This window comes from Aeromonas sp. 160P, assembly GCF_055193095.1.
Genome location: NZ_JBUXKV010000001.1, coordinates 887,706 through 907,167, shown reverse-complemented (window position 1 = coordinate 907,167; position 19,462 = coordinate 887,706). Strand labels below are relative to the sequence as shown.

At 52.4% G+C, this 19,462-nt stretch carries 14 protein-coding genes; 4 read left to right on the top strand and 10 right to left on the bottom strand.

The annotated features are described in order from the left end of the window. Window positions 1–16: 16 nt before the first annotated feature. The 9 genes from ACY8FN_RS04295 to ACY8FN_RS04255 all read right to left on the bottom strand — a co-directional run bounded on the left by ACY8FN_RS04295 (window position 17) and on the right by ACY8FN_RS04255 (window position 15,135). Window positions 17–1,915 (bottom strand): DUF262 domain-containing protein, encoded by a 1,899-nt coding sequence (locus tag ACY8FN_RS04295; RefSeq protein ID WP_236376646.1) that lies wholly within the window; start codon window positions 1,913–1,915, stop codon window positions 17–19. Further along, window positions 1,902–3,242: a DUF262 domain-containing protein gene (locus ACY8FN_RS04290; protein ID WP_236376647.1), complete on the bottom strand. Its 1,341-nt coding sequence runs from the start codon at window positions 3,240–3,242 to the stop codon at window positions 1,902–1,904. Before ACY8FN_RS04290 ends, ACY8FN_RS04295 begins: the two co-directional genes overlap by 14 nt. 2 nt (window positions 3,243–3,244) lie before the next feature. Then, entirely contained in the window at window positions 3,245–4,993 is a 1,749-nt protein-coding gene (locus ACY8FN_RS04285) for a restriction endonuclease subunit S (RefSeq protein ID WP_463099320.1), read from the bottom strand. Continuing rightward, a complete protein-coding gene (locus ACY8FN_RS04280) occupies window positions 4,993–6,495 on the bottom strand; it encodes an N-6 DNA methylase (RefSeq protein WP_463099319.1) in 1,503 nt (500 codons plus the stop codon). Before ACY8FN_RS04280 ends, ACY8FN_RS04285 begins: the two co-directional genes overlap by 1 nt. 109 nt (window positions 6,496–6,604) lie before the next feature. Beyond that, window positions 6,605–9,070, bottom strand: a complete 2,466-nt coding sequence (hsdR, locus tag ACY8FN_RS04275) for an EcoAI/FtnUII family type I restriction enzme subunit R (RefSeq protein ID WP_463099318.1) — start codon at window positions 9,068–9,070, stop codon at window positions 6,605–6,607. A 765-nt stretch (window positions 9,071–9,835) separates the two neighbouring features. Further along, window positions 9,836–10,459, bottom strand: coding sequence for a recombinase family protein (locus tag ACY8FN_RS04270; RefSeq protein WP_042878565.1), 624 nt, complete (start codon window positions 10,457–10,459; stop codon window positions 9,836–9,838). A gap of 538 nt (window positions 10,460–10,997) precedes the next feature. Continuing rightward, the gene (gene licT / locus ACY8FN_RS04265; RefSeq protein WP_463099317.1) at window positions 10,998–11,837 is read right to left on the bottom strand and encodes a BglG family transcription antiterminator LicT; all 840 of its coding nucleotides are present in this window, start codon (window positions 11,835–11,837) and stop codon (window positions 10,998–11,000) included. Then, complete coding sequence (locus tag ACY8FN_RS04260) at window positions 11,834–13,258, bottom strand: glycoside hydrolase family 1 protein (RefSeq protein WP_463099316.1); 1,425 nt, start codon at window positions 13,256–13,258, stop codon at window positions 11,834–11,836. Before ACY8FN_RS04260 ends, licT begins: the two co-directional genes overlap by 4 nt. Continuing rightward, entirely contained in the window at window positions 13,255–15,135 is a 1,881-nt protein-coding gene (locus ACY8FN_RS04255) for a beta-glucoside-specific PTS transporter subunit IIABC (protein WP_463099315.1), read from the bottom strand. The genes ACY8FN_RS04260 and ACY8FN_RS04255 overlap by 4 nt, the downstream gene beginning before the upstream one ends. Window positions 15,136–15,700: 565 nt before the next feature. On the opposite strand from ACY8FN_RS04255, the gene ACY8FN_RS04250 reads away from it, so the two are divergent. From ACY8FN_RS04250 to ACY8FN_RS04235, 4 genes are all read left to right on the top strand, one after another. Then, window positions 15,701–15,937 (top strand): nucleotidyltransferase domain-containing protein, encoded by a 237-nt coding sequence (locus ACY8FN_RS04250; RefSeq protein ID WP_463099314.1) that lies wholly within the window; start codon window positions 15,701–15,703, stop codon window positions 15,935–15,937. A gap of 40 nt (window positions 15,938–15,977) precedes the next feature. Continuing rightward, window positions 15,978–16,346, top strand: a complete 369-nt coding sequence (gene hepT, locus ACY8FN_RS04245) for a type VII toxin-antitoxin system HepT family RNase toxin (RefSeq protein ID WP_463101129.1) — start codon at window positions 15,978–15,980, stop codon at window positions 16,344–16,346. Between the two features lie 169 nt (window positions 16,347–16,515). Then, window positions 16,516–16,770, top strand: coding sequence for a helix-turn-helix domain-containing protein (locus ACY8FN_RS04240; RefSeq protein WP_463099313.1), 255 nt, complete (start codon window positions 16,516–16,518; stop codon window positions 16,768–16,770). Further along, complete coding sequence (locus ACY8FN_RS04235; RefSeq protein ID WP_463099312.1) at window positions 16,770–18,080, top strand: type II toxin-antitoxin system HipA family toxin; 1,311 nt, start codon at window positions 16,770–16,772, stop codon at window positions 18,078–18,080. The genes ACY8FN_RS04240 and ACY8FN_RS04235 overlap by 1 nt, the downstream gene beginning before the upstream one ends. Before the next feature lie 390 nt (window positions 18,081–18,470). Here the strand turns inward: ACY8FN_RS04235 and ACY8FN_RS04230 are convergent, their stop codons facing one another. Continuing rightward, window positions 18,471–19,376: a LysR substrate-binding domain-containing protein gene (locus ACY8FN_RS04230; protein WP_463099311.1), complete on the bottom strand. Its 906-nt coding sequence runs from the start codon at window positions 19,374–19,376 to the stop codon at window positions 18,471–18,473. Between the last annotated feature and the right edge of the window lie 86 nt (window positions 19,377–19,462).

Sequence of the window (19,462 nt, the reverse complement as noted above, 5' to 3'; positions counted from 1 at the left end):
GGACATTGCAGATATATCAACGCCCTCGAAGTAACGTCAACATCGCACATTCATGGCTTTCTATGTTGTTGATGCCTTGCCCCTCCGGCCCCCACTCGTCATAGCTCATCATGATGGCTTGTTTCAAGCTCTCAGCACGGTTGCTATCACGATAAAAGGCTTTTTTATCTGCTGGGGAATAGTTACTAAGTCTCGAGTTGCTGCTTGGCGAGATAAGGCACAGGTTGCCAAACCGATGGACATCATCCCCCATTTTGTTTGCACCGGAGGGATCTGTTTGCGGAAAATAGTGCTCAACCGACGTTCGACTCGGTGAAAATTGGAAGCCATCAAAGTGCTTCTTAATCTCGGGATTATTAATCCCCTTACCATCGAATGATTGGCCAGCAGCAAGCTCACGCCACAAACGATAATCGAGCAAATTGAACACAAAGTTCTGTACACCGGTACCACGATGTAAAGCCTCGGCATTGAATTGTTCCTTTTCACCACAAATTTCAGTCAAGAATTCATGGCTGAGCTGCTCAAGCTCACTGAGATAAGTAGCTCCATCAACGTTCAGCTCGTCCAACGCCAGAGCATTCAAAATGGCTAGCGAACGATTGAGCCATCGCTTATACACATAGGCAGGATGCGAGACATGGAACATCGACAAGATCATCACCAGTTGTTCGTTAACATCCGAGCGTTCATCTTTGTCGAAGGAGTTGTTATAGCTAAAACTTGAATTCCGATCTCTGTCATAATACTCAAGTGTCAGCAGGCTCCACTTCTCATCCTGATCGCGCTTGATAATGTAGCGGTCAAATAGCGCTCTAAATTTCAGCAGATTAAAGGCAAATAGAATGATCTTCTCCCTATCACTTTTTATGATTTCAAACGCTTGAAGTAACTTTTTGTCATCTAGGGAGACTGCGTCATCCACAGTTACTTTTAGCACATGCAGTAGGAAGTTGGAAAAATCGATGATCGAGTCAAACCGCTGTTTCTTTGCTTTTTCATCATCGCCATCACGCTGATGAAAGCGCCGCTTCTTGATAATACTCAGAAGAGTAGGCTTATCGTCCGTGTCACAATTGGTGTCTATCGCACATTTGATCGACTCAAAATCTGCAGGAAATCCTAACCACTTTTCGCCAAATAACGCTTTGCGAGCCTCCGAGCTAAAGCCCAGTTGTACATAGCGACTCATATCGGCACAAGCATCCCATATTGCAGAAAAGCAGTTTCTTGCTGCAGCTTCACCGTTAAAAACTGACATCAAATTCGCTTTCAACACCTCGTGCTTTTCTAGCTGTTCTCCCCGGTTATTCATGATCTCAAAATAGTGATTGAGGTCGGTATCTTGTGGCACAGCAACTCGCAAAATCGTGACGTTCTTGAGCAGATGCTGGCAAAATTTGGAGATATCTATGGCTTGGGTCTTAAAGTAGCGTTCTATAATGGTAAACGCCGCTCTGATTGAGGGCTCCTCTGGTGCATCACTCTGAACTGGTTGATATAGGTTTTGCAGCGTTCTCGCTGATTTAGGACGACTGTCGAAATCAAGGTTAAGGTTGAGCGGGGTCAAATCCTGCTGACTGCAGTCAGCAATCTGTTTTAAATACGCCAATAAAATCGACAGCGTGGTGTGCCGTTGTTGACCGTCTATGGTTTCATAAACCGTCGTTCTATTATGCAAGCCATCATTATTGTCACGAACATACACCACCAAGCTGCCTAAAAAGTATTTAGACTCTTCTGGCTTGTCTGCATTATCGGCGGCTTGAGCAGCATCCGCTATATCTCGAACCAGCTGCTCTATCTCTGATGCACCCCAAGCGTAGTTACGCTGATAAATGGGAATGACATAATGACTATTGTCACCAAATAACTCTTCGATAGTCAGCAAGGCTAAATCGTTACTCGGTGGCATGAGCATCTCCCAGCATTTTAGCGATTGAGTCTTCTACAGGTTTAGCATTTTTGAAGCGAATATTCTCACAACGCGGTGGTTGAAAATTTAGTACTTGTTGTGGGTGAACAGCTTTGCCGAGAACTCTTAATAACCCCCAGGGTTCACGCGCATAACCATCAACGCTATCCATGCCGATTTTTTGATATTGCAGCCGTAAGTAGTAACTCCAGCAAAAACAGACTCTTGCTGCTTTATCTAACTCTTTCTCGCCAAACTTGTCGTAATAAGCCATCACCGCACACATAAAGAGATTTTTTATATACATATCCCCTTTGCGTGAACTGCCAGCATAATTGGTGTATTTTGTTAAAAACTCGCCAAGTCGCGCGTTGTCACGTTCAAACAGAGTGTGATGAAGGGCTTTGTAGTGCTGGATATACTCAAAAAAGCGCTTTCCGTTAATCATTACTTGATCAACTTGAAACGGATAAGGTTTGCTTTGCTTATCCCACTTCCTGGCAAGATCAGTATTGTAATGCTCAATAGCGAAATCCAGAGCGAGCATAGACTGTATATAGTGATAATCCGCTGTGGCCAGGTTAACGCCTTTGAACACCTCAAGATTATGGCGACTAAACTGAACGCCATAATCACCATCCAACCATCGGCGCAGACGGAACAAGAACTCGCCCATAATAATGTGAAGGTTAGCGGACTCATCATCTGGACTGACCCCTTGCTCCCACAGGCTGACGTGATGTAGTCGTTCGGCTTGCTTTGTAGCATCCATCATTTCGCGCAAATGGTATGCCTTTAGCAAATCATGGGGGGCAAGTGCCTTGCCTCTGGCATTTTGCGAGTCGAAAAACTGAAAAGCTTCGCTCAAATCATCGAGCGTCACTTCGATCAGTTCACACTTGTTAAGCACAAAGTGCAGCAGTGATTTACGTTCGTCATCCTTTAGCCCCACAAGGCGGTTTTCAATGACTTTGGCATTATGTTCAAGGTTGTTGATGCTGATCCTTGACGCAAAAGCGTGTTCCAATAGCGGAGTTGAAAACTCACAACTATGGTCAAGTAATGAACAAAGCAAAGTTAAGGTCAGCAGGCGCTGCTGACCATCAACAATATTAAGTTCACCTTTATAAGATGGCTTTAACGCATCCCTGTGCAACACCACGGTTCCAAGGCGGTAGCACTGTTTACTACGATGGGTTAACACATCATCGATCAATTGATTGACGTGTTTTTGTTGCCATTTGTAGGGGCGTTGATATGAGGGGATCTCGAGGTGCTGCTCAAGCAGCGCCCCGACCTTTTTAACTTGATAGTATACGGAGCCCATGATTAAAAGGCCTGCTCAACAAGCGAGTCAACCAATTTAAGCTGGGTCTGCTGGCTGGTTTGCAGACGGGATTTAAGTTGGTCGCAGAGGGCCATTAATCTGTCAACCATCAATATAACTCGAGACTGTTCTTGTGGTGGAGGTAACATTATTGGCAACTTGTTAAGAATGCCATGATTTAAGTTAACCATTGTGCTACCAACTGAGCTTCCAGATAAATACCCCCTAACCCATTTGCTTTGGAACATCAACAAGATATATTGCCGATTCACCTCAGCACTAAATTTCAGTACAAAACTACCTGTTCCGCAGAGCCAATTACTTTCTCGTTCTGTTACCAATGCACAACGCCCCATCTCGCCACGACGGGCCATAACAACATCACCACTTTTAATTCGGTAGCCATCTAATTGATTGGCTTTAGACATAGAAACCGTTATTTCTTTGTCTTCAATTATTTTACCATTAACCATATGTGACGGATTAATAAGAGGAATACCGTCAGAAATATATTCTGATGCGCTGATCATTGATCCAAAAGGACCTGTTGCAACCTCAGTAGATAAATTTGAGAAACGGCACCATTCCCATCCCTGCGGTAGCTCAAACGGCTTTTCGTTTTCACTAATCGCAGGTAGCGGTTTCTCTTTTTTGATTTTCTTCTCTTTGACCAGCCGCGCCTTTTCGGCAGCGATGCGTTCCAGCAGGGCTGAGGCGGGTTCATCGCTCGGGTCTTGCGGCACCAGTTTGCCCATCACCGCCAGTTGCAGGATGGTCTGTTTCAGGGCGTCGATGCTGGCCTCAGTGGTAAAGAGGGTATCGAAATGAGTGCTTAGCCGCGCCCAGCTTTGCGCCAACTCGTCGGCATCGGCACAGTCTGTCAGCGTAGCGAGCAGGGTCTCCACCAGCGTCTGATGGGCCGCCAGCTGTGATTCGCTGCGCAGCTCCAGCTGGTCGCAGAGGGCCATCAACTCATCTACCTTGGCAACGATGCGGTGCTGTTCTGCTAAAGGGGGCAATGGATGGACACTTTTTATTGCATCTTCCGTCCCCAATCTCGGCATTTTAACACCATACATTAGTGAGTTAACGTAACGCTGAAATGCAGGTGATTTAAGTAAGTATTTAAGATATGCAGGATGTAATCCATCACCTGGTACAATTGGTACAATTTCTGTAGTACATACACCATCAAGGTCAGCAATAATAACCTTGTTCAAATATGGCCGAAGCTTACCGTAAAGAACATCTCCACATTTAAATGTAGATTTATTGGACTTCGACTCTCTTTCCGCATAAAAAGCACGATAGAGAAGTTGGGATGTGTCTTTCTCTATATCCTCCAAGTCTAATAACCAAACGTCACCTTTGATATTATCAGGTTCAATGTTTGGTCGCCCATTATAATCAGCGATATCATTTAACCGTACCCAACCCCATGTAGTCGGCAGCTCAAAATATTGCTCTTCCTCGCTAATTTCTGGCAAGGCCTTGGGCTTTTTAATTTTGCCCTCTTTCACCAACTGCGCTTTTTCGGCGGTAATCCGTTCCAACAGCACGGAGGCCGGTTCATCACTGGGGTCTTGTGGCACCAATTTGCCGCGCACGGCCAGCTCCAGGATCAGCTCACGCAGCTTTTTGATACCAGTAAGTTCCAGCTTGCTGTTGCTGCCGCGCCCGGCACTGCTTTTGGGGCGCACCGCCGCAGTCCAGAGATCCAGGTGGTCGGTAATCAGATTCTCGATCGCCATTATGCCTGCCCCCCTTGCTTGGCCGCACCTTTGCCCAAGGCGTCGCCAAGAATGGCTTTTAGCTGGTCACGCAGGGTCTGGATCTCGGCCTGCTCTGTGGCATAGCGCGCCAGCAGCTCGTCGGGGTCATGGCTTATCTGCTCGCCGACATGGGGGTTTTTGATATCGAGGTTAAAGTTGCGCTCAATAATGGTGTCGATACTGACCTTCCAGGCTTGTTCGTTCTCAACCCGGGCAGCAAAGCCGTCCGCCTCATCGCCCCACCAGGCGATCTCGGCTTCAAACTCCTCGAACTTCATCGGCTTGGTCTTGCTGTAGCTCTTCACCCCAGCCGGATAGGGGTGCTCGTAGAACCAGACATCCTTGGTGGGCTGGCCCTTGGTGAAGAAGAGGATATTGGTCTTGATGCCGGTATAGGGGGCAAACACGCCGTTGGGCAGCCGCACTATGGTGTGCAGGTTGCATTCGCTGGTGAGCAGTTGCTTGATCTTGGTTTTGACCCCTTCGCCAAACAGGGTGCCGTCGGGCAGCACCACGGCGGCGCGACCGCCCTTGCCATTTGTTGCTGGGGCAAGGACTTCGATAATCAGCTGCAGGAACAGGTCGGCAGTTTCGCGGGTGCGCAGATCGGCCGGGAAGTTCTGCTCGATGCCATCCTCTTCGGTGCCGCCAAAGGGTGGGTTGGTGAGGATCACATCGATATCGCTATCCCAGCTCGACAGCGGCTTGTCGAGGGTGTTGCCGTGGCGGATCTGCACCGGCACCTCGATGCCGTGCAGCAGCATATTGGTGGTGCAAAGGAGGTGCGGCAGCTGTTTCTTCTCGACCCCCAGGATCTGCTGTTGCAGGGTCTGATGGTCGGCTGAGGTCTCGACATAGTGCTCTTTGACATGATCGAAGGCACAAGCGAGAAAGCCGCCGGTGCCGCAGGCCGGGTCCATGATCCGCTCGCCTAGCTTGGGGTCGATGCGGTTGACCATAAAGCGGGTAACTGCGCGGGGGGTGTAGAACTCGCCCGCGTTACCGGCACTTTGCAGGTCGCGCAGGATCTGCTCGTAGATGTCGCCAAACAGGTGGCGCTCGCTGCTGTCGGTAAAGTCGATCTCGTTGAGCTTGTTGATCACCTGCTTGAGCAGGGTGCCGTTTTTCATGTAGTTGAAGGCATCGCTAAATGCCTCTTTCACCACATAGCCACGAGGGTTGAGATCGATATTGGCAGGCTGGTTTTTCAGGCTGTCGAACAGATCGTTGTTAACGAAATCGAGCAGGGCATCACCGGTCAGCCCTTCGCTATCGGCCGCCCAGTTGCGCCACAGGAAGCGCTCAGGGATAGGGCTGCGGTAGTTATCCTGCTCAAACTCCAGCTCCTCTTCCTGGGCGTCGAACACTTTCAAAAACAGCAGCCAGGAGAGCTGGCCGAGGCGCTGGGCATCGCCGTCGATACCGGCGTCCTTGCGCATGATGTCCTGAATGGATTTGATGACTGAGCTGATGGATGACATGGGATTCTCTGCTTTTTACAAAAATGGTGACGAATAGAGGGGCGAATGCGTCTAAAACAAGCGGCCATCATTGGAATGGCCGCATGGTAGTTCAGAAGTAGTCAGGTCGTCAGGCGCTCTGCTGCTCACGGTAAATTTCTTGTTCCAGTTCGGTGATGGCCTGCTCGAACTGTTTGGCGCCACCAAACCCCTTCTTGGCTAACTCCAGCGGGCGACCCAACTCGGTAAAGGGGGCGACTTTTAGCGCATCCTTGGTCTCAATCTCGGTCACCCCCTGATCGGCATACTTGTCGAGCAGGCTGCTAAGCACCTGCTGGGCGGTGTCGTTGTACTTGGTGAAGTAGTTGCGCTTTTTGACGTTGTTGGCCCGCTCGCGGCGGGTCAGTGGCGGCTGATCGTATACCACGTGGCAGATAAGGTCGAACGGGTCGAGCTCCTTACCCACTTCCTGCTCCAACACCTCCCACAGCACGCCCGCCTGAGCCAATTCATCCATGATGGCTTGCTTGCGTTCGGCGGCTTGCCAGCGTTTGGTGAACGCATCGAGGGTGGCAAACTCTTTGAGCAGGGTCTTCTTGGTGTACTCCTTGAAGGATTCGGTCACCAACTTGCCATCGGCATCGTAATACTGCACCCGCTCGGCGATGACGCTGACCGCCACGCCGTTGACATAATACTTGCTGACCCCGGGCTCGGGGCCACCCAGCGGGCCTGTGCCCTGACATCCTGCGCCACTCTGGCCACCATCACTACCGGTTGTGTAACTGCCGGGTTGTTCATCTACCCCGGGGACAAACGGATCGTCATTGTCGCCGGGTTCATCGGTTGGCAGCGGATCGGCATCGCCGATGATATCGCCCATGCCTTCATCCGGATTGTTGATGTCTGCCGGTTTGACCACCATGACGCGTTCCGGCTCGCCGTCGAAACGGGGATCGGCAAACAGCTCGGTGGCCTTCTTGAAATCGAGAATGGTGAACCAGAGCTTGCCGTGCTTGTCGTCGATACGGGTGCCACGGCCGATGATTTGCTTGAACTTGGTCATGGACTGGATGTTTTGGTCCAGCACCACCAGCTTGCAGGTCTTGGCATCGACGCCAGTGGTCATCAGCTCGGAGGTAGTTGCGATGACCGGATAGGGCTTTTTCGGCTCAATGAAGTTCTCAAGCTGCCCCTTACCCAACTCATCATCGCCGGTGATTTTCATCACATAGCGATCGTCTTTGGCCATCTGATCCGGGTTGAGGTTTACCAAGGCACGGCGCATTCGGTCGGCATGATCGATGTCGTTGCAAAACACGATGGTCTTGGCCATCGGGTCGGTTTTCTTGAGGTAGTTGGTGATGGTCTCGGCCACCAGCTGGGTACGCTCGTCAATCACCAGAGTGCGGTCAAAATCCTTCTGGTTATAGATACGGTCTTCAATCAGGTTGCCCTGTTTGTCCATCTGCCCTTTGGTAGGACGCCACCCCTGCAGATCCACATCGATATCGACCCGCACCACCTTGTAGGGGGCAAGAAAGCCATCTTCGATCCCCTCTTTGAGGGAGTAGGTATAAACAGGCTCACCGAAGTAATCGGTGTTGGAGACGGTTTCGGTCTCTTTGGGCGTGGCGGTGAGACCAATCTGGGTGGCCGATGAGAAGTATTCGAGGATCTCGCGCCAGGCGCTGTCTTCGGCGGCACTGCCCCGATGGCACTCATCCACCACGATCAGATCGAAGAAACCGGGTGAGACCTGCTTGAAGGCTTTCTGTGACTCTTCCGGCCCGGTCAGCGCCTGATAGAGGGCAAGGTGGATCTCATAGGCAGGATCGACAGTACGCCCGGTGACCTTGGCCATAGCCGAGCCAAAGGGCTGAAAATCATTACGCTTGGTTTGTTCCACCAGCGCATTCCGATCGGCCAGAAACAGGATGCGCTTCTTGGCGCCCGCCTTCCACAAACGCCAGATGATCTGAAATGCGGTGTAGGTCTTGCCGGTGCCGGTGGCCATCACCAGCAATACCCGATCCTCACCTTTCGAGATGGCTTCTACGGTCTTGTTGATGGCCTGCAGCTGGTAATAGCGGGGAGATTTGCCGCTGCCATCCGAGTAATAGTCCTGACTGATGACAGGCAACTGTGCCTGGGTGTAACCCTTCCAGGTACAGAGTTTGTCCCAAAGCTGACCCGGGCTGGGGAAATCCTCCAGCGCGATCTCGGATTCCAGCTTGGCCGGATTGGTCTTGTCATGAAATACGAAGCCATCGCCGTTGCTTGCGAACACGAACGGCACATCCAGCAGGCGGGCATAATCGAGCCCCTGCTGCATCCCCTTGCCAATCTCATGCTTGTTGGCTTTGGCCTCGATCACCGCCAGTGGCAATCCCAGCTTGTGATAGAGCACGACATCGGCCGATTTGACCTTTTTGCGTGCCGCCATCTGGCCGCGCACCACCACTTTGCCATCCCGCAGCTTCACCTCTTGGCGGACCTGAGTCAGGTCATCCCACCCCGCCGCCTTGATGGCAGGCAGCAGGTATTTCGAGATGATGTCGGCTTCGGTGAGGGTTGCTTTGTTGATCTCGGCCATGAGAACTCTTCCGGTCGGGGGACAATATTGCTCAAGATTCTCTCATAAAATCAGCCGGGTTTTATTGATTTCAGACTCATAAAGCAACATGGGGTGCAGCTCTTGATGGCATGCCTTCGGGTCAAGGATACGTCTGGCAATGGCATAACTAGGTCGTAGTGAATGCTTGTTGAAGGGCATCGCTTGAGTTAGTCCCATAGCCAGTTAGCCGGCTTGGCTCCCTCTGAATGCACAGGCCAAGATTCCAGATAGATAGGAATCCGTCCCCCATATTTCAGCACACCAAGGTCCATCATCCCTTCAAACAAGATGACCAATATTCCAGATAGAAAAACGGCACGAAGTTTCCAGATAGATAGGAAGTCTTCGATCAGGATTCCACATAACTCGTTCTGAACAGGCATTCCACTATGTGGAAAATTCGCACCACTTTTCCAGATAGATAGTTATGTGGAAAGAAACTGGACGGGAACTGGCTGGGAATAACAGTGTTCATTCCATGGCTCCACATCCTGCGTGATTCCACGCAATCATGTTTGTCATGAGTGAACAAACTTCAATACTTTCAGTGCGTTGTTGATTTTTCCTGAGCAGAGTCCATGGTGATATGGATTTTTGTCACACGATCACCTGATTGCGAGGTCATCACCATGAACAGCATCGTCATCCTGAGCATCTTGTTTGCATTCCTGATAGGCTTTGGCGCCTTTGCTGCATGGCTGTATATCGAAAAGCGTCGTATGGGTGCTTCGGATAAATGACCCGCTATTTTGCTGAACGTACCTCTTTTGCCACGCACGAAATCAGATGGCGGGAGCAACCCAACATCTCCTGGATCACCGAGTAGCTGTGTCCGGTGCTCAACAACTGTGCGATGTGCTGACGCTTCTTTTCATCTTTCTGGCGACCGCGATATTTCCCCTCATCCCTGGCCTTGGCAATACCCTGCTGTTGCCTGCGTCGGCGATCTTCGTAGTCTTTGCGAGCGACGGCTGCCAGCATATCCAGCAGCATGCCATTTACAGCCTGCAAGATGGCGCTGGTGAACTCGGAGCGGCTGTCCCCCTGTAACGCCACCCAGGAAGTCGGAAGCTCCGGAGAAACGATGGAGAGCTGTTTCTGAGCCAGCAACTGCTTCAATGTTTGCCAATCCGTCTGATTGAGACGAGCCAGACGATCAATCTGTTCTACCAGCACAATGTCACGATCTGCAGCATCGCGGATCAGCCGCATAAGCTCAGGCCTGTCCAACGTCGCACCAGACTCATTCTCCACATAGAAACTGGCTATCTGATGGCCATGCTCTGCAGCAAAACCAATCAGCAGCTCTCGTGCCCGCTCAGCATCCTGCTCCACTGTCGATGCACGTAAGTACGCCCGTATGAACATTGAACCCCCATAAGTCTGTTTAAACTGGTTCCGAATTATTGGTTCAATATAAGTGGTTTCAATATGGTTTTCGAGAGGGTATTAGGTGGTTTTTATGGGGTATACCTTTTTGGAACCATCGCACGGCATCCAAACACGACCTTTCGGTAGCATGTTGATCTGAAGAAACAAACTCTAGTTGGACTACGCCACCGGCGTTGTTGAATAACAGAATTTTCCACTGGCTAAAAGCGACACGGGCCTAAACGTCGCACTTGGAAGCCGCACTCCAGTGTCACGGCTATGGTGGTGCACAGAAAGTTCTGCTGATTTTAATCATTGAAACTGCGCAGATATGCGTTTTTTCAACAACGCCTACGCCACCAAAAGATCTCTTTTTGATGGTCTTTGGGTGGTGTATATAGACTACGTGGATTAGCTAGGGATGCATGGTTTAGATAGCCAGCAAAAATATTAAATTCAGACGTCCATCTAAATAATAATTCCGAAAGATCAATTACTTTTTTGGGGCATTAGGGATCTAACCACCATCATTCACTTACACATCAAGACCGGCAATCCTCACCAGATGGACGGTTAGCCACAGCAGCTCGTTCCCGCCGAGGGTGATATCGAGCTGGGCTTTGACGTAATCGCGGATCAGCAGCGCGCAGCGGTAAGCATCCGGATACTCCTTAATCACCTGCACCAGCAGAAAACTGTCCCGCGCCCCGTCCAATTCCCCCTCCTGTAAACGCTGGAGGAAAAACTGCATATGGACCAGAAAACGCGAGTAGTTAATCGATTCTGTGTCTATCTGCTGCTTAAAGTGATACTGCACGATATTAAAAATATCCTTCAGCATTTTCACCGACTGCATGGTCTGCGCCACGTTGTCGCCCTCGCTCTGGCCGTTTACCAGATGAAAGGCGATATTTCCGGCTTCCTCTTCCGGTAGTTCAATACCGTACTGCTGGCGAATAATCGTCACTGACTCGCTGGCGACGCGAAACTGCTGCGGATAAAAGCGCCTGACTTCCGGCAGCAGGCGGTTTTGAATGGCGATACCTTTGCGGCTGCGTTCGATGGCAAAGGTCAGGTGGTCAGCAAGGGTAAAGAAAATCTGCTCGCGAACCTTGCTGGCAAGCTGCATATTGGCGCGGGAAATAATCATCGCGGCCATTTCGATAACCTCGTCCGAAATAGCAGAGAGCGCTTCGAGATAGCCGCTGTGCGCGCCAAGCGCCTGGATCACGAACAGCTTCTCAATCTTCTCCGGGGCAATCTCATCCCCGGGCCTGCTGCTGAAACCAATGCCTTTCCCCATGACGATAACCTCCCTGTTATCGTCATCCATAGAGAGTACCAGACTATTATTGAGCACCTTCTGAACAATCATCTCTGAGACTCGTCGTGGTTGCCGTTTTGCGCGATGAAATCCTTATACCACCAGAAACTGCGTTTGCGGATCCTTTGCAGACTCTTCAGGTCATCCTCGCCGCGATCGACATAAATAAAGCCGTAGCGCTTGGCGTATCCCTGATGCGTGCTGACCACGTCAATCGCCGCCCATGGGCAGTAACCAATCAGCTCGACGCCGTCGGCAATCGCCAGCCGCATTTGCTCAATGTGCGCCTGCAAGAAGGCGATACGGTAATCGTCATTTACCGTCCCGTCATGCTCCAGCTTATCCGGCGCCCCCATGCCGTTTTCGCTAATCAGAATCGGCAGACCGTAGCGCTCGCACACTTTACGCAGCGTCAGGCGCAGCCCCACCGGGTCGACCACCCAGCCATAGGGGGTTTTGCCGACCCACGGGTTTTCCGCCGGGCGATAAACCCCCTCTTCGCCCAGCATAATTTGCTGGTCGCCCGCGCGGGGCGCAACATCCGCACCGTCACCCCGGCTGGCAGCAATGGTGGCGGTCGAGTAGTAGTTAATGGCGATAAAGTCCGGCCGTCCCTGCTGCAAAATCAGCGCATCCTCTGGCTGAACTTCCGGCGCGAGGCCGCGATCCTGCATGTAAGCCCACGCAAGGGCGTTATAGCGGCCATGCGCCGCAATATCCAAAAAGCTCCAGCAGCGTAGCGTTTCCCAGTTATGCGCGGCGATAGCGTCCTCCGGTTTACAGCTTTCGGCGTACATCGAGGTGGTATTTATCGCAGGGCCGATACGTAGTCCAGGAAACTCGCGGTGGCACAGGGCGAAGATCTGCGCCTGGGCCAGCATCATATGGTGATTTTGCTGGTACAGCGACTTCTTGTCCGGTAGTTCGCGATCCGCGGGCACGCCAATCGCCCCGGGATGCAGGATCATGGTGTTCTGCTCGTTAATCGTCAGCCATAGCGGGACTTTATCGGCAAACTCGCTGAACAGCAGCCGGGCATAGTGGACGAACGCCTCTCCGGTTTTGCGGCTCCGCCAGCCGCCCTTTAGCTCCAGCGCCCAGGGCAGGTCGAAGTGGTACAGCGTAACGATTGGCGTTATCCCGTAACGTGTCAGGGCGTCGATCAGTCGGTGGTAAAAGGCCAGCCCGCCCGGATTCACCGGGCCGTCGCCGTCCGGGATCACCCGCGACCAGGCCACCGAAAAGCGGTAAGCCTTCAGCCCCATTTGCGCCATCAGCTCGACGTCCTCCTCCACGCGATTATAGTGGTCGCTGGCGATGCGGAAGTCCGCCGTTCCCGGTGGATGGCTGAGCATATCGACCACCGAAGGTCCTTTACCGTCTTCATCCCACGCACCCTCAACCTGATAGGCCGAGGTGGACGCGCCCCATAAAAAACCGTCTGGGAATCGGGCCTGCTGTTGATAGATCATGCTTGCACCTCCTTAGCAGATTGCACCATCAGCGGCTCGCCGTAATCAACCTGAGCGGCGGCGGTCAGGCGCAGAGAATGTTGCTCATCGCCGTTGACCACAATCACCGGAGTAATCAGGTCGTATCCGGCCTGCTCGATAGCGGGAATATCAAAGCGGATCAGCTCTTGTCCGGCCTCCACCTTATCACCCACCTTCAGCGCCGAGCTAAAGTGCTGGCCGTTAAGATTGACGGTATCGATACCGATATGGATCAGTAGCTCAAGACCGCTGGCGCTCTGCAGGCCAACTGCGTGGCAGGAGGGCAGAAACATCATCACTGTGCCGCTAAATGGCGCACGCAGTACCCCTTCCTGCGGATGGATCGCCAAGCCCTCGCCCAGCAGACCGCCGGAAAATACGTCATCATTCACTTCGCTTAGCGCCACCACCTGGCCGCGTAGCGGGCTTAAAACAGCAATCTCGCCCTCGCTTTTCGGGCTGACGACTGGTGGCGAAATCTCACCAACCTCTTCTTGATCATCAGGGATATCTTTAAAAGCGATAAACCAGGTCAGGGAAAAGGTCACCACGATGGAAATCGCGCAGGTCACCAGCGCATGGACGATGTTCATCGGATTTTCACCGATAAACGCTGGCAGCCCAGCCAAACCAGGCGAGACAAACGCGTAGCGCACCAGACCGCTAAACCCGGCGTACATCCCGGCGCAGCCGCCGCCGACCATTGCGGCAATCATCACACGGCGGAACTTGAGCAGCACCCCGTACAACGCCGGTTCGGTGATCCCCAACAGAGCGGTAAAGCCCGAAGAAGAAGCCAGTTGGCGCAGGTTGCTATTTTTGGTTTTTAACGCCACACACAGCGTCGCTGCGCCCATCGCCACGTTTGATGCCAGCATCCCCGGTCCGTTAATCATCTCGTAACCGCTTTTACTCAGCTGACCGGTAGCAATCGGCGTCATTGCCCAGGCTGTGCCGGTAATAATCAGGAAGGGCTGCAGAGTGCCCATCAGCATCGGGATTAACCAGCTGGCGTAGCTGTCAATGGCGGCCGCGCCCGCAGCGACCAGATCGTTAAGCAAAATGCCCGCAGGGCCAACAACCACCAGTGCCAGCGGCGCGGTGATCAGCAGAATCAGCATCGGCTTGACGAAAAACTTAATAATCGATGGCGAAACCTTTTCGGCAAAGCGCTCAACCCACGACATTAGCCACACCGTTAAAATGATTGGCAGAACCGACCCTGCGTAGTCGGAAAGCTGAACGTTGATACCGACAAAATCGACCGTTTTACCGGCCGCTAACATCTGGCCGATGCCCGGATGCAGCAGCACACCAGCAAGGGTCATCGCCAAAATCGGGTTACATTCAAACTTCAGCGATGCCCCATAGGCCAGCAGTACCGGCAGGAAGAAGAAGGCGGCATCAGCAATAATATTGAGCAGTTGATAGGTTGAGCTAGCTTCGCTTATCAGCCCCGCGAGCTTGAGAATGGCCAGCAGCGCTTTAATCATCCCCGCGCCGGTAATCGCCGGGATCACTGGGGTGAAGGTGGTCGAAATAACACTGATAATGTGCGCTACGATGCCGGTCGGTTTAGCGTTTTTGTCACTGCCTGCCAGACCTTGCTTCTCCGGCAACGCTTTATTGAGCAGGCGATAAACCTGCTGCACCTCATTACCGATAACGATCTGGAACTGGCCGCCTTTCTCGACCACGCTGATCACCCCGGGGATAGCGCCAATCTGCGCATCGTTAACCTTTGCGCGGTTATTGAACTCCATGCGCAACCGGGTCGCGCAATGGGTGAGCATACGGATATTCTCCGCACCGCCCACAGAGTGGAGGATTTTGTCTGCTGTTTCTTTATAGTTCATAGTGTTCCTCGGTGTTGAGGCAAAAAAAAAGACCAAAACAGAGACGCTCCCCTTTACGGGAGAGCATTTCTATTTTGGTCTTGCCTGCTTTCGCAGTAACACGCCATCATAAAAATGGGTTACTTGGGCGTATTGTCTAAACAGTTATGGAATACTTCAATCGCATCTGAACAAAAATGTGAGCAAAGTTGCGTAAATTCTCCAGTCAATATTACCCAAGCCATGTTGGCGCCATATCGTTACCTGATTCACCATAACCCTCAGCCAGCATCAAGAGCCTTTCTGGCATCGGAGGGTTTGCACATGACCCAATTCGACTGTAGTGGCATAGTGAACTTGGCCACCTGATTAGCGGCGATATTCTCACCCCATAGACTGACAGATTCCCCCCCTGTTTTGGCTGGCTCGATGAAGCCCATTGGAAGTTACGTAAAAAAGCCCAACCATGTGGCACCATACTAACCAGTACTCTGTCTCGAACGACCAAATGGCCGCACCAAATATGAAACCTGACAGCGATGTTCTTCACCAGCTGATCGCCCTCGCCAACGACTAGGATCTGGCGGTGGCCTTTGATCCGGTCAAACAGAGCGGCCCCCTGGGTGCTGCACTGGAAAACCGGTTGCGGCCCGAACTGCTGGCGCTGGAGTGGCAACGAGCTCTGGGGCTGGCGGCAGGGAAACTCTCGATCGTCGATATCAATCAGGCCCCGATCCCGCTGGCTTTTGCGGTAATCGATGCCAATCGTCCTCTCTATAGCCATGATGAGGGACGACGCTTGCAGGAGGAGGTGCAGAGATGAGCGATAACGCCTATATCGGCGCTTTGCGCATCAGGCCGAACTGTCAGAGATCCTGGCTATTCTGGCGCAGCATGCGCTTTCCAATCTGGAGTACCGCGCCGCCGAGCGAATCCTGCAGGTTTCTATCGAAGCGTGTATTGGAGTGGCAAAACACTGGGCCAAAACGCTGGCAAGTCATACCCCACAGGATGCCTATCAGGCATTCGAAATCCTGGCCCAGCGTGGTGAGCTATCCCCCGACACCTTGATCGGCTGGCGCAAGATTAGTGGCCTTCGCAATGCGCTGGTGCACGACTATCTGAATATTGACCCCGAGATCATCCGTAGCGTCATTGCTCAAGGCTACAGCAACCAGCTGTTCACGTTTGCAGAGCAAGGTCTCGACAGGTTGGCTGCCCATATTGATTGAAACTTCGACATCATCTACCTGTTTGCTGTTCTCTTACCCGCTATAAGGGATAAATGTTAAATACCGCCTATGGCGTGTAAATGATATTTACCCCCTATAACAGGTAAACATTGATATACCTGCCACAGCGTGTAAATTGAAAGAACGCACGCGACCAGGTAGTCGAATCATGAAAGTAACCAGCGCCAAGCAGTTCAGCGCCTGTATCAAGGATGCCAGGCTTTCTCAAAAGCTCTCTCAAGGCAAAGTGGCCGAGAAAGTGGGAATTAGGCAAGACACTGTCTCCAGCTTCGAGCTCAACCCTGAGTCCACCAAGCTGGAGACCCTGTTCAAGATCCTCGCAGCACTCGAATTGTCACTGGATATCAAACCCCGCAATGAGTCATCCGATAGCCCTGCGTCAGGCTGGAAGGAGGAGTGGTAATGGCCAATCTGGCTGTCTACATGAACGGCTATCGGGTGGGCACATTCACCAAAACTACCAGCGGCGCCCATCAGTTTCAGTACCATGAGTCCTGGCTGGCACAGTCAGGTTGCCGTCCCATCTCACTCTCCATGCCATTGCGCCATCAGGCCTACCGGGGCGATGAAGCCTATAACTTCTTCGATAACCTGCTGCCAGATAATACGGAGGTGAGGAACAGGGTTGTTGCACGCTATCAAGCGGCATCAACCCAGCCCTTCGATCTGCTCAGTTGCATTGGCCAGGATAGCGTAGGGGCATTACAGCTGGTTACCGAAGGAGACGATGTTCCAGATGTCAGGCGAATCGACTACAGGACCCTTTCCGATGACGAACTGGAACAGATCCTGACCAGCTACAAATCAGGAATCCCTTTGGGTATGGTCAGGGAGCAAGAGGAGTTTCGGATCTCTATCGCCGGGGCGCAAGAAAAGACTGCGCTGCTCTATCTCGATGGCAGTTGGTACTTGCCACTCAACGCAACACCGACAACCCACATTATCAAACTCCCCATAGGCAAGATTGAAAGCCACTCCTACTCGATAGACCTCTCCCAGAGCGTAGAAAACGAATATATCTGCACTCTGATTGCCAAGGAGTTTGGTCTACCCGTACCTCACTGCTTCATGATGCAGGTTGGCCAAGTAAAAGCACTGGCTGTGGAACGCTTTGACAGACGTTACGCTGCCGATCGCAGTTGGATCATGCGGCTTCCTCAAGAGGATTTCTGTCAGGTATTGAATGTTCCGTCAGCACGAAAGTACGAGAGCCATGGAGGACCGGGGATCACTGACATCATGAAAACCTTGCTGGGCTCTGCGACACCAGAACAGGATCGCTACCTGTTCATGAAATCTCAGGTACTGTTCTGGCTGCTGGCAGCAACCGATGGCCATGCAAAGAATTTCTCGGTCTTTATTGAACCGGAAGGGCGTTTTCGCCTGACCCCTTTTTACGACATTCTCTCCATGTACCCCGCATTTGGTGGTCGAGGTCTACACCCACGCGATGCAAAGCTGGCCATGGGCCTGACCGCGACCAAGGGCAAGAAATATGCGATAGAGCAGATATTTCCTCGCCATTTCTATCAGACTGCCAAAGCGGTTGGATTTGAGAAGGTGCAAATGGAAATGATCCTAAACGAAATGGCAAGTAGTCTGGATGAAGTGATCTCGGCCGTCCGTCAGCAGTTACCAGATACATTTCCCGCCCAGATTGCGGACTCGATTCTGGATGGACTCAGCACCAGAGCGCAGCGTTTAACTCGGTAGTCAACCAAGTGAAATGAATCCTGGCCAGAGACAAAATATAAGCACCAACCATTACCACCTCACATCCAGGCCCAGTTTTCCCTGTTTCCCACTTTTCCCACCTCTACTTGGCCAGCGTGGGGATGGTTCAGCATAAACAGGGGCTATCACCATTGCCTGGGTAGTACTTTGGGTAGTTTTTTCTAAAAAAATAATAAAAATCACATCATGCCTATGATTTTTATAGTTATTTACAATCCATCATGTAATCAAATTCAAAACATCGAGTGATGGGTCGCTGACTATCCGGTTGTTACCTGCAAAAGAGCCCTTGATTCCTCAAGGGCTCTTTTATTTTCAAGCCATCGCACCTGTCGCCCGCCGCCGGTGAGTCAACGGGCGAGGAGCGCCCTAGCCTATCGGCATCACCAGCACAGGTTGGTGAGGGTCGCTCAGCCGCTCGGCCAGATAGTCCACCAGCAGCCGCACCTTGGGGGAGAGGTGGCGATTGTGAGGATAGAGGGCCCAGATCCCCTCCGCCGGGGCCCGCAACTCAGGCAACAGCTCGATCAATTCGCCACGGGCCAGATGGTCGCTCACGTAGTAGTCCGGCAGCTGGATGATGCCGATCCCCTTGAGCGCCGCATCCAGCAGGGCGTGGCCGCTGTTGCACTGCAACAGGCCGCGCACCCGCACGCTGTGGGGGCGACCATCCAGAGTGAAGTGCCACTCGTCGCTGTTGCCCACCAGACAGGTGTGACGGGTCAGCTCGGAGAGGCTGTTGGGCATGCCGTGACGGGCGGTGTAAGCCGGTGAGGCGCAGACATAGGGCACCCGCTGCGCCAGCTTGCGCGCCACCAGCGTCGAATCCTTGAGATGGCCGAGCCGCAGCGCCAGATCGTAGCCTTCGTGCACCAAATCCAGCAGCTGGTTGGTGAGGTTGAGGGTTACCTCCAGCTGGGGGAAACGCACCATGAAGTCGTTTACCAGTGGGGCGATGCGGCTCTCGCCGTAGGAGACGGGGGCCGTGATGCGCAGCGACCCTTGCGGCACCGCCTGATGACGCCCCACCGCCAGCTCCGCCTCGTAGAGGTTATCGAGCAACTGACGGCAGTGGCGATAGTAGATCTCGCCAAGCTCGGTGAGCCGCACCTGACGGGTGGTGCGCAGCAGCAGCTTGGCCTGCAGCCGATCCTCCAGCTGTGCCACCTGACGGCTCACTTGCGCCACCGACACCCCCAGCTTGCGCGCCGCTGGGGTAAACCCCCCCTGCTCCGCCACGCTGACAAATTCACAGATCCCTTCCCAGCCGAACATTATTACCTATGTGTAAAAGTGATTTGAGATTTACCCTCATTATCACCAAATCGGCGGGAAACTACACTGAATGTCCGAACTCATCT

Coding starts and splice junctions, on each gene's coding strand:
- ACY8FN_RS04295 (WP_236376646.1), bottom strand. CDS start 1,915: ATGCCACCGAGTAACGATTTAGCCTTGCTGACTATCGAAGAGTTATTT.
- ACY8FN_RS04290 (WP_236376647.1), bottom strand. CDS start 3,242: ATGGGCTCCGTATACTATCAAGTTAAAAAGGTCGGGGCGCTGCTTGAG.
- ACY8FN_RS04285 (WP_463099320.1), bottom strand. CDS start 4,993: ATGGCGATCGAGAATCTGATTACCGACCACCTGGATCTCTGGACTGCG.
- ACY8FN_RS04280 (WP_463099319.1), bottom strand. CDS start 6,495: ATGTCATCCATCAGCTCAGTCATCAAATCCATTCAGGACATCATGCGC.
- hsdR (WP_463099318.1), bottom strand. CDS start 9,070: ATGGCCGAGATCAACAAAGCAACCCTCACCGAAGCCGACATCATCTCG.
- ACY8FN_RS04270 (WP_042878565.1), bottom strand. CDS start 10,459: ATGTTCATACGGGCGTACTTACGTGCATCGACAGTGGAGCAGGATGCT.
- licT (WP_463099317.1), bottom strand. CDS start 11,837: ATGATTGTTCAGAAGGTGCTCAATAATAGTCTGGTACTCTCTATGGAT.
- ACY8FN_RS04260 (WP_463099316.1), bottom strand. CDS start 13,258: ATGATCTATCAACAGCAGGCCCGATTCCCAGACGGTTTTTTATGGGGC.
- ACY8FN_RS04255 (WP_463099315.1), bottom strand. CDS start 15,135: ATGAACTATAAAGAAACAGCAGACAAAATCCTCCACTCTGTGGGCGGT.
- ACY8FN_RS04240 (WP_463099313.1), top strand. CDS start 16,516: ATGAAAGTAACCAGCGCCAAGCAGTTCAGCGCCTGTATCAAGGATGCC.
- ACY8FN_RS04235 (WP_463099312.1), top strand. CDS start 16,770: ATGGCCAATCTGGCTGTCTACATGAACGGCTATCGGGTGGGCACATTC.
- ACY8FN_RS04230 (WP_463099311.1), bottom strand. CDS start 19,376: ATGTTCGGCTGGGAAGGGATCTGTGAATTTGTCAGCGTGGCGGAGCAG.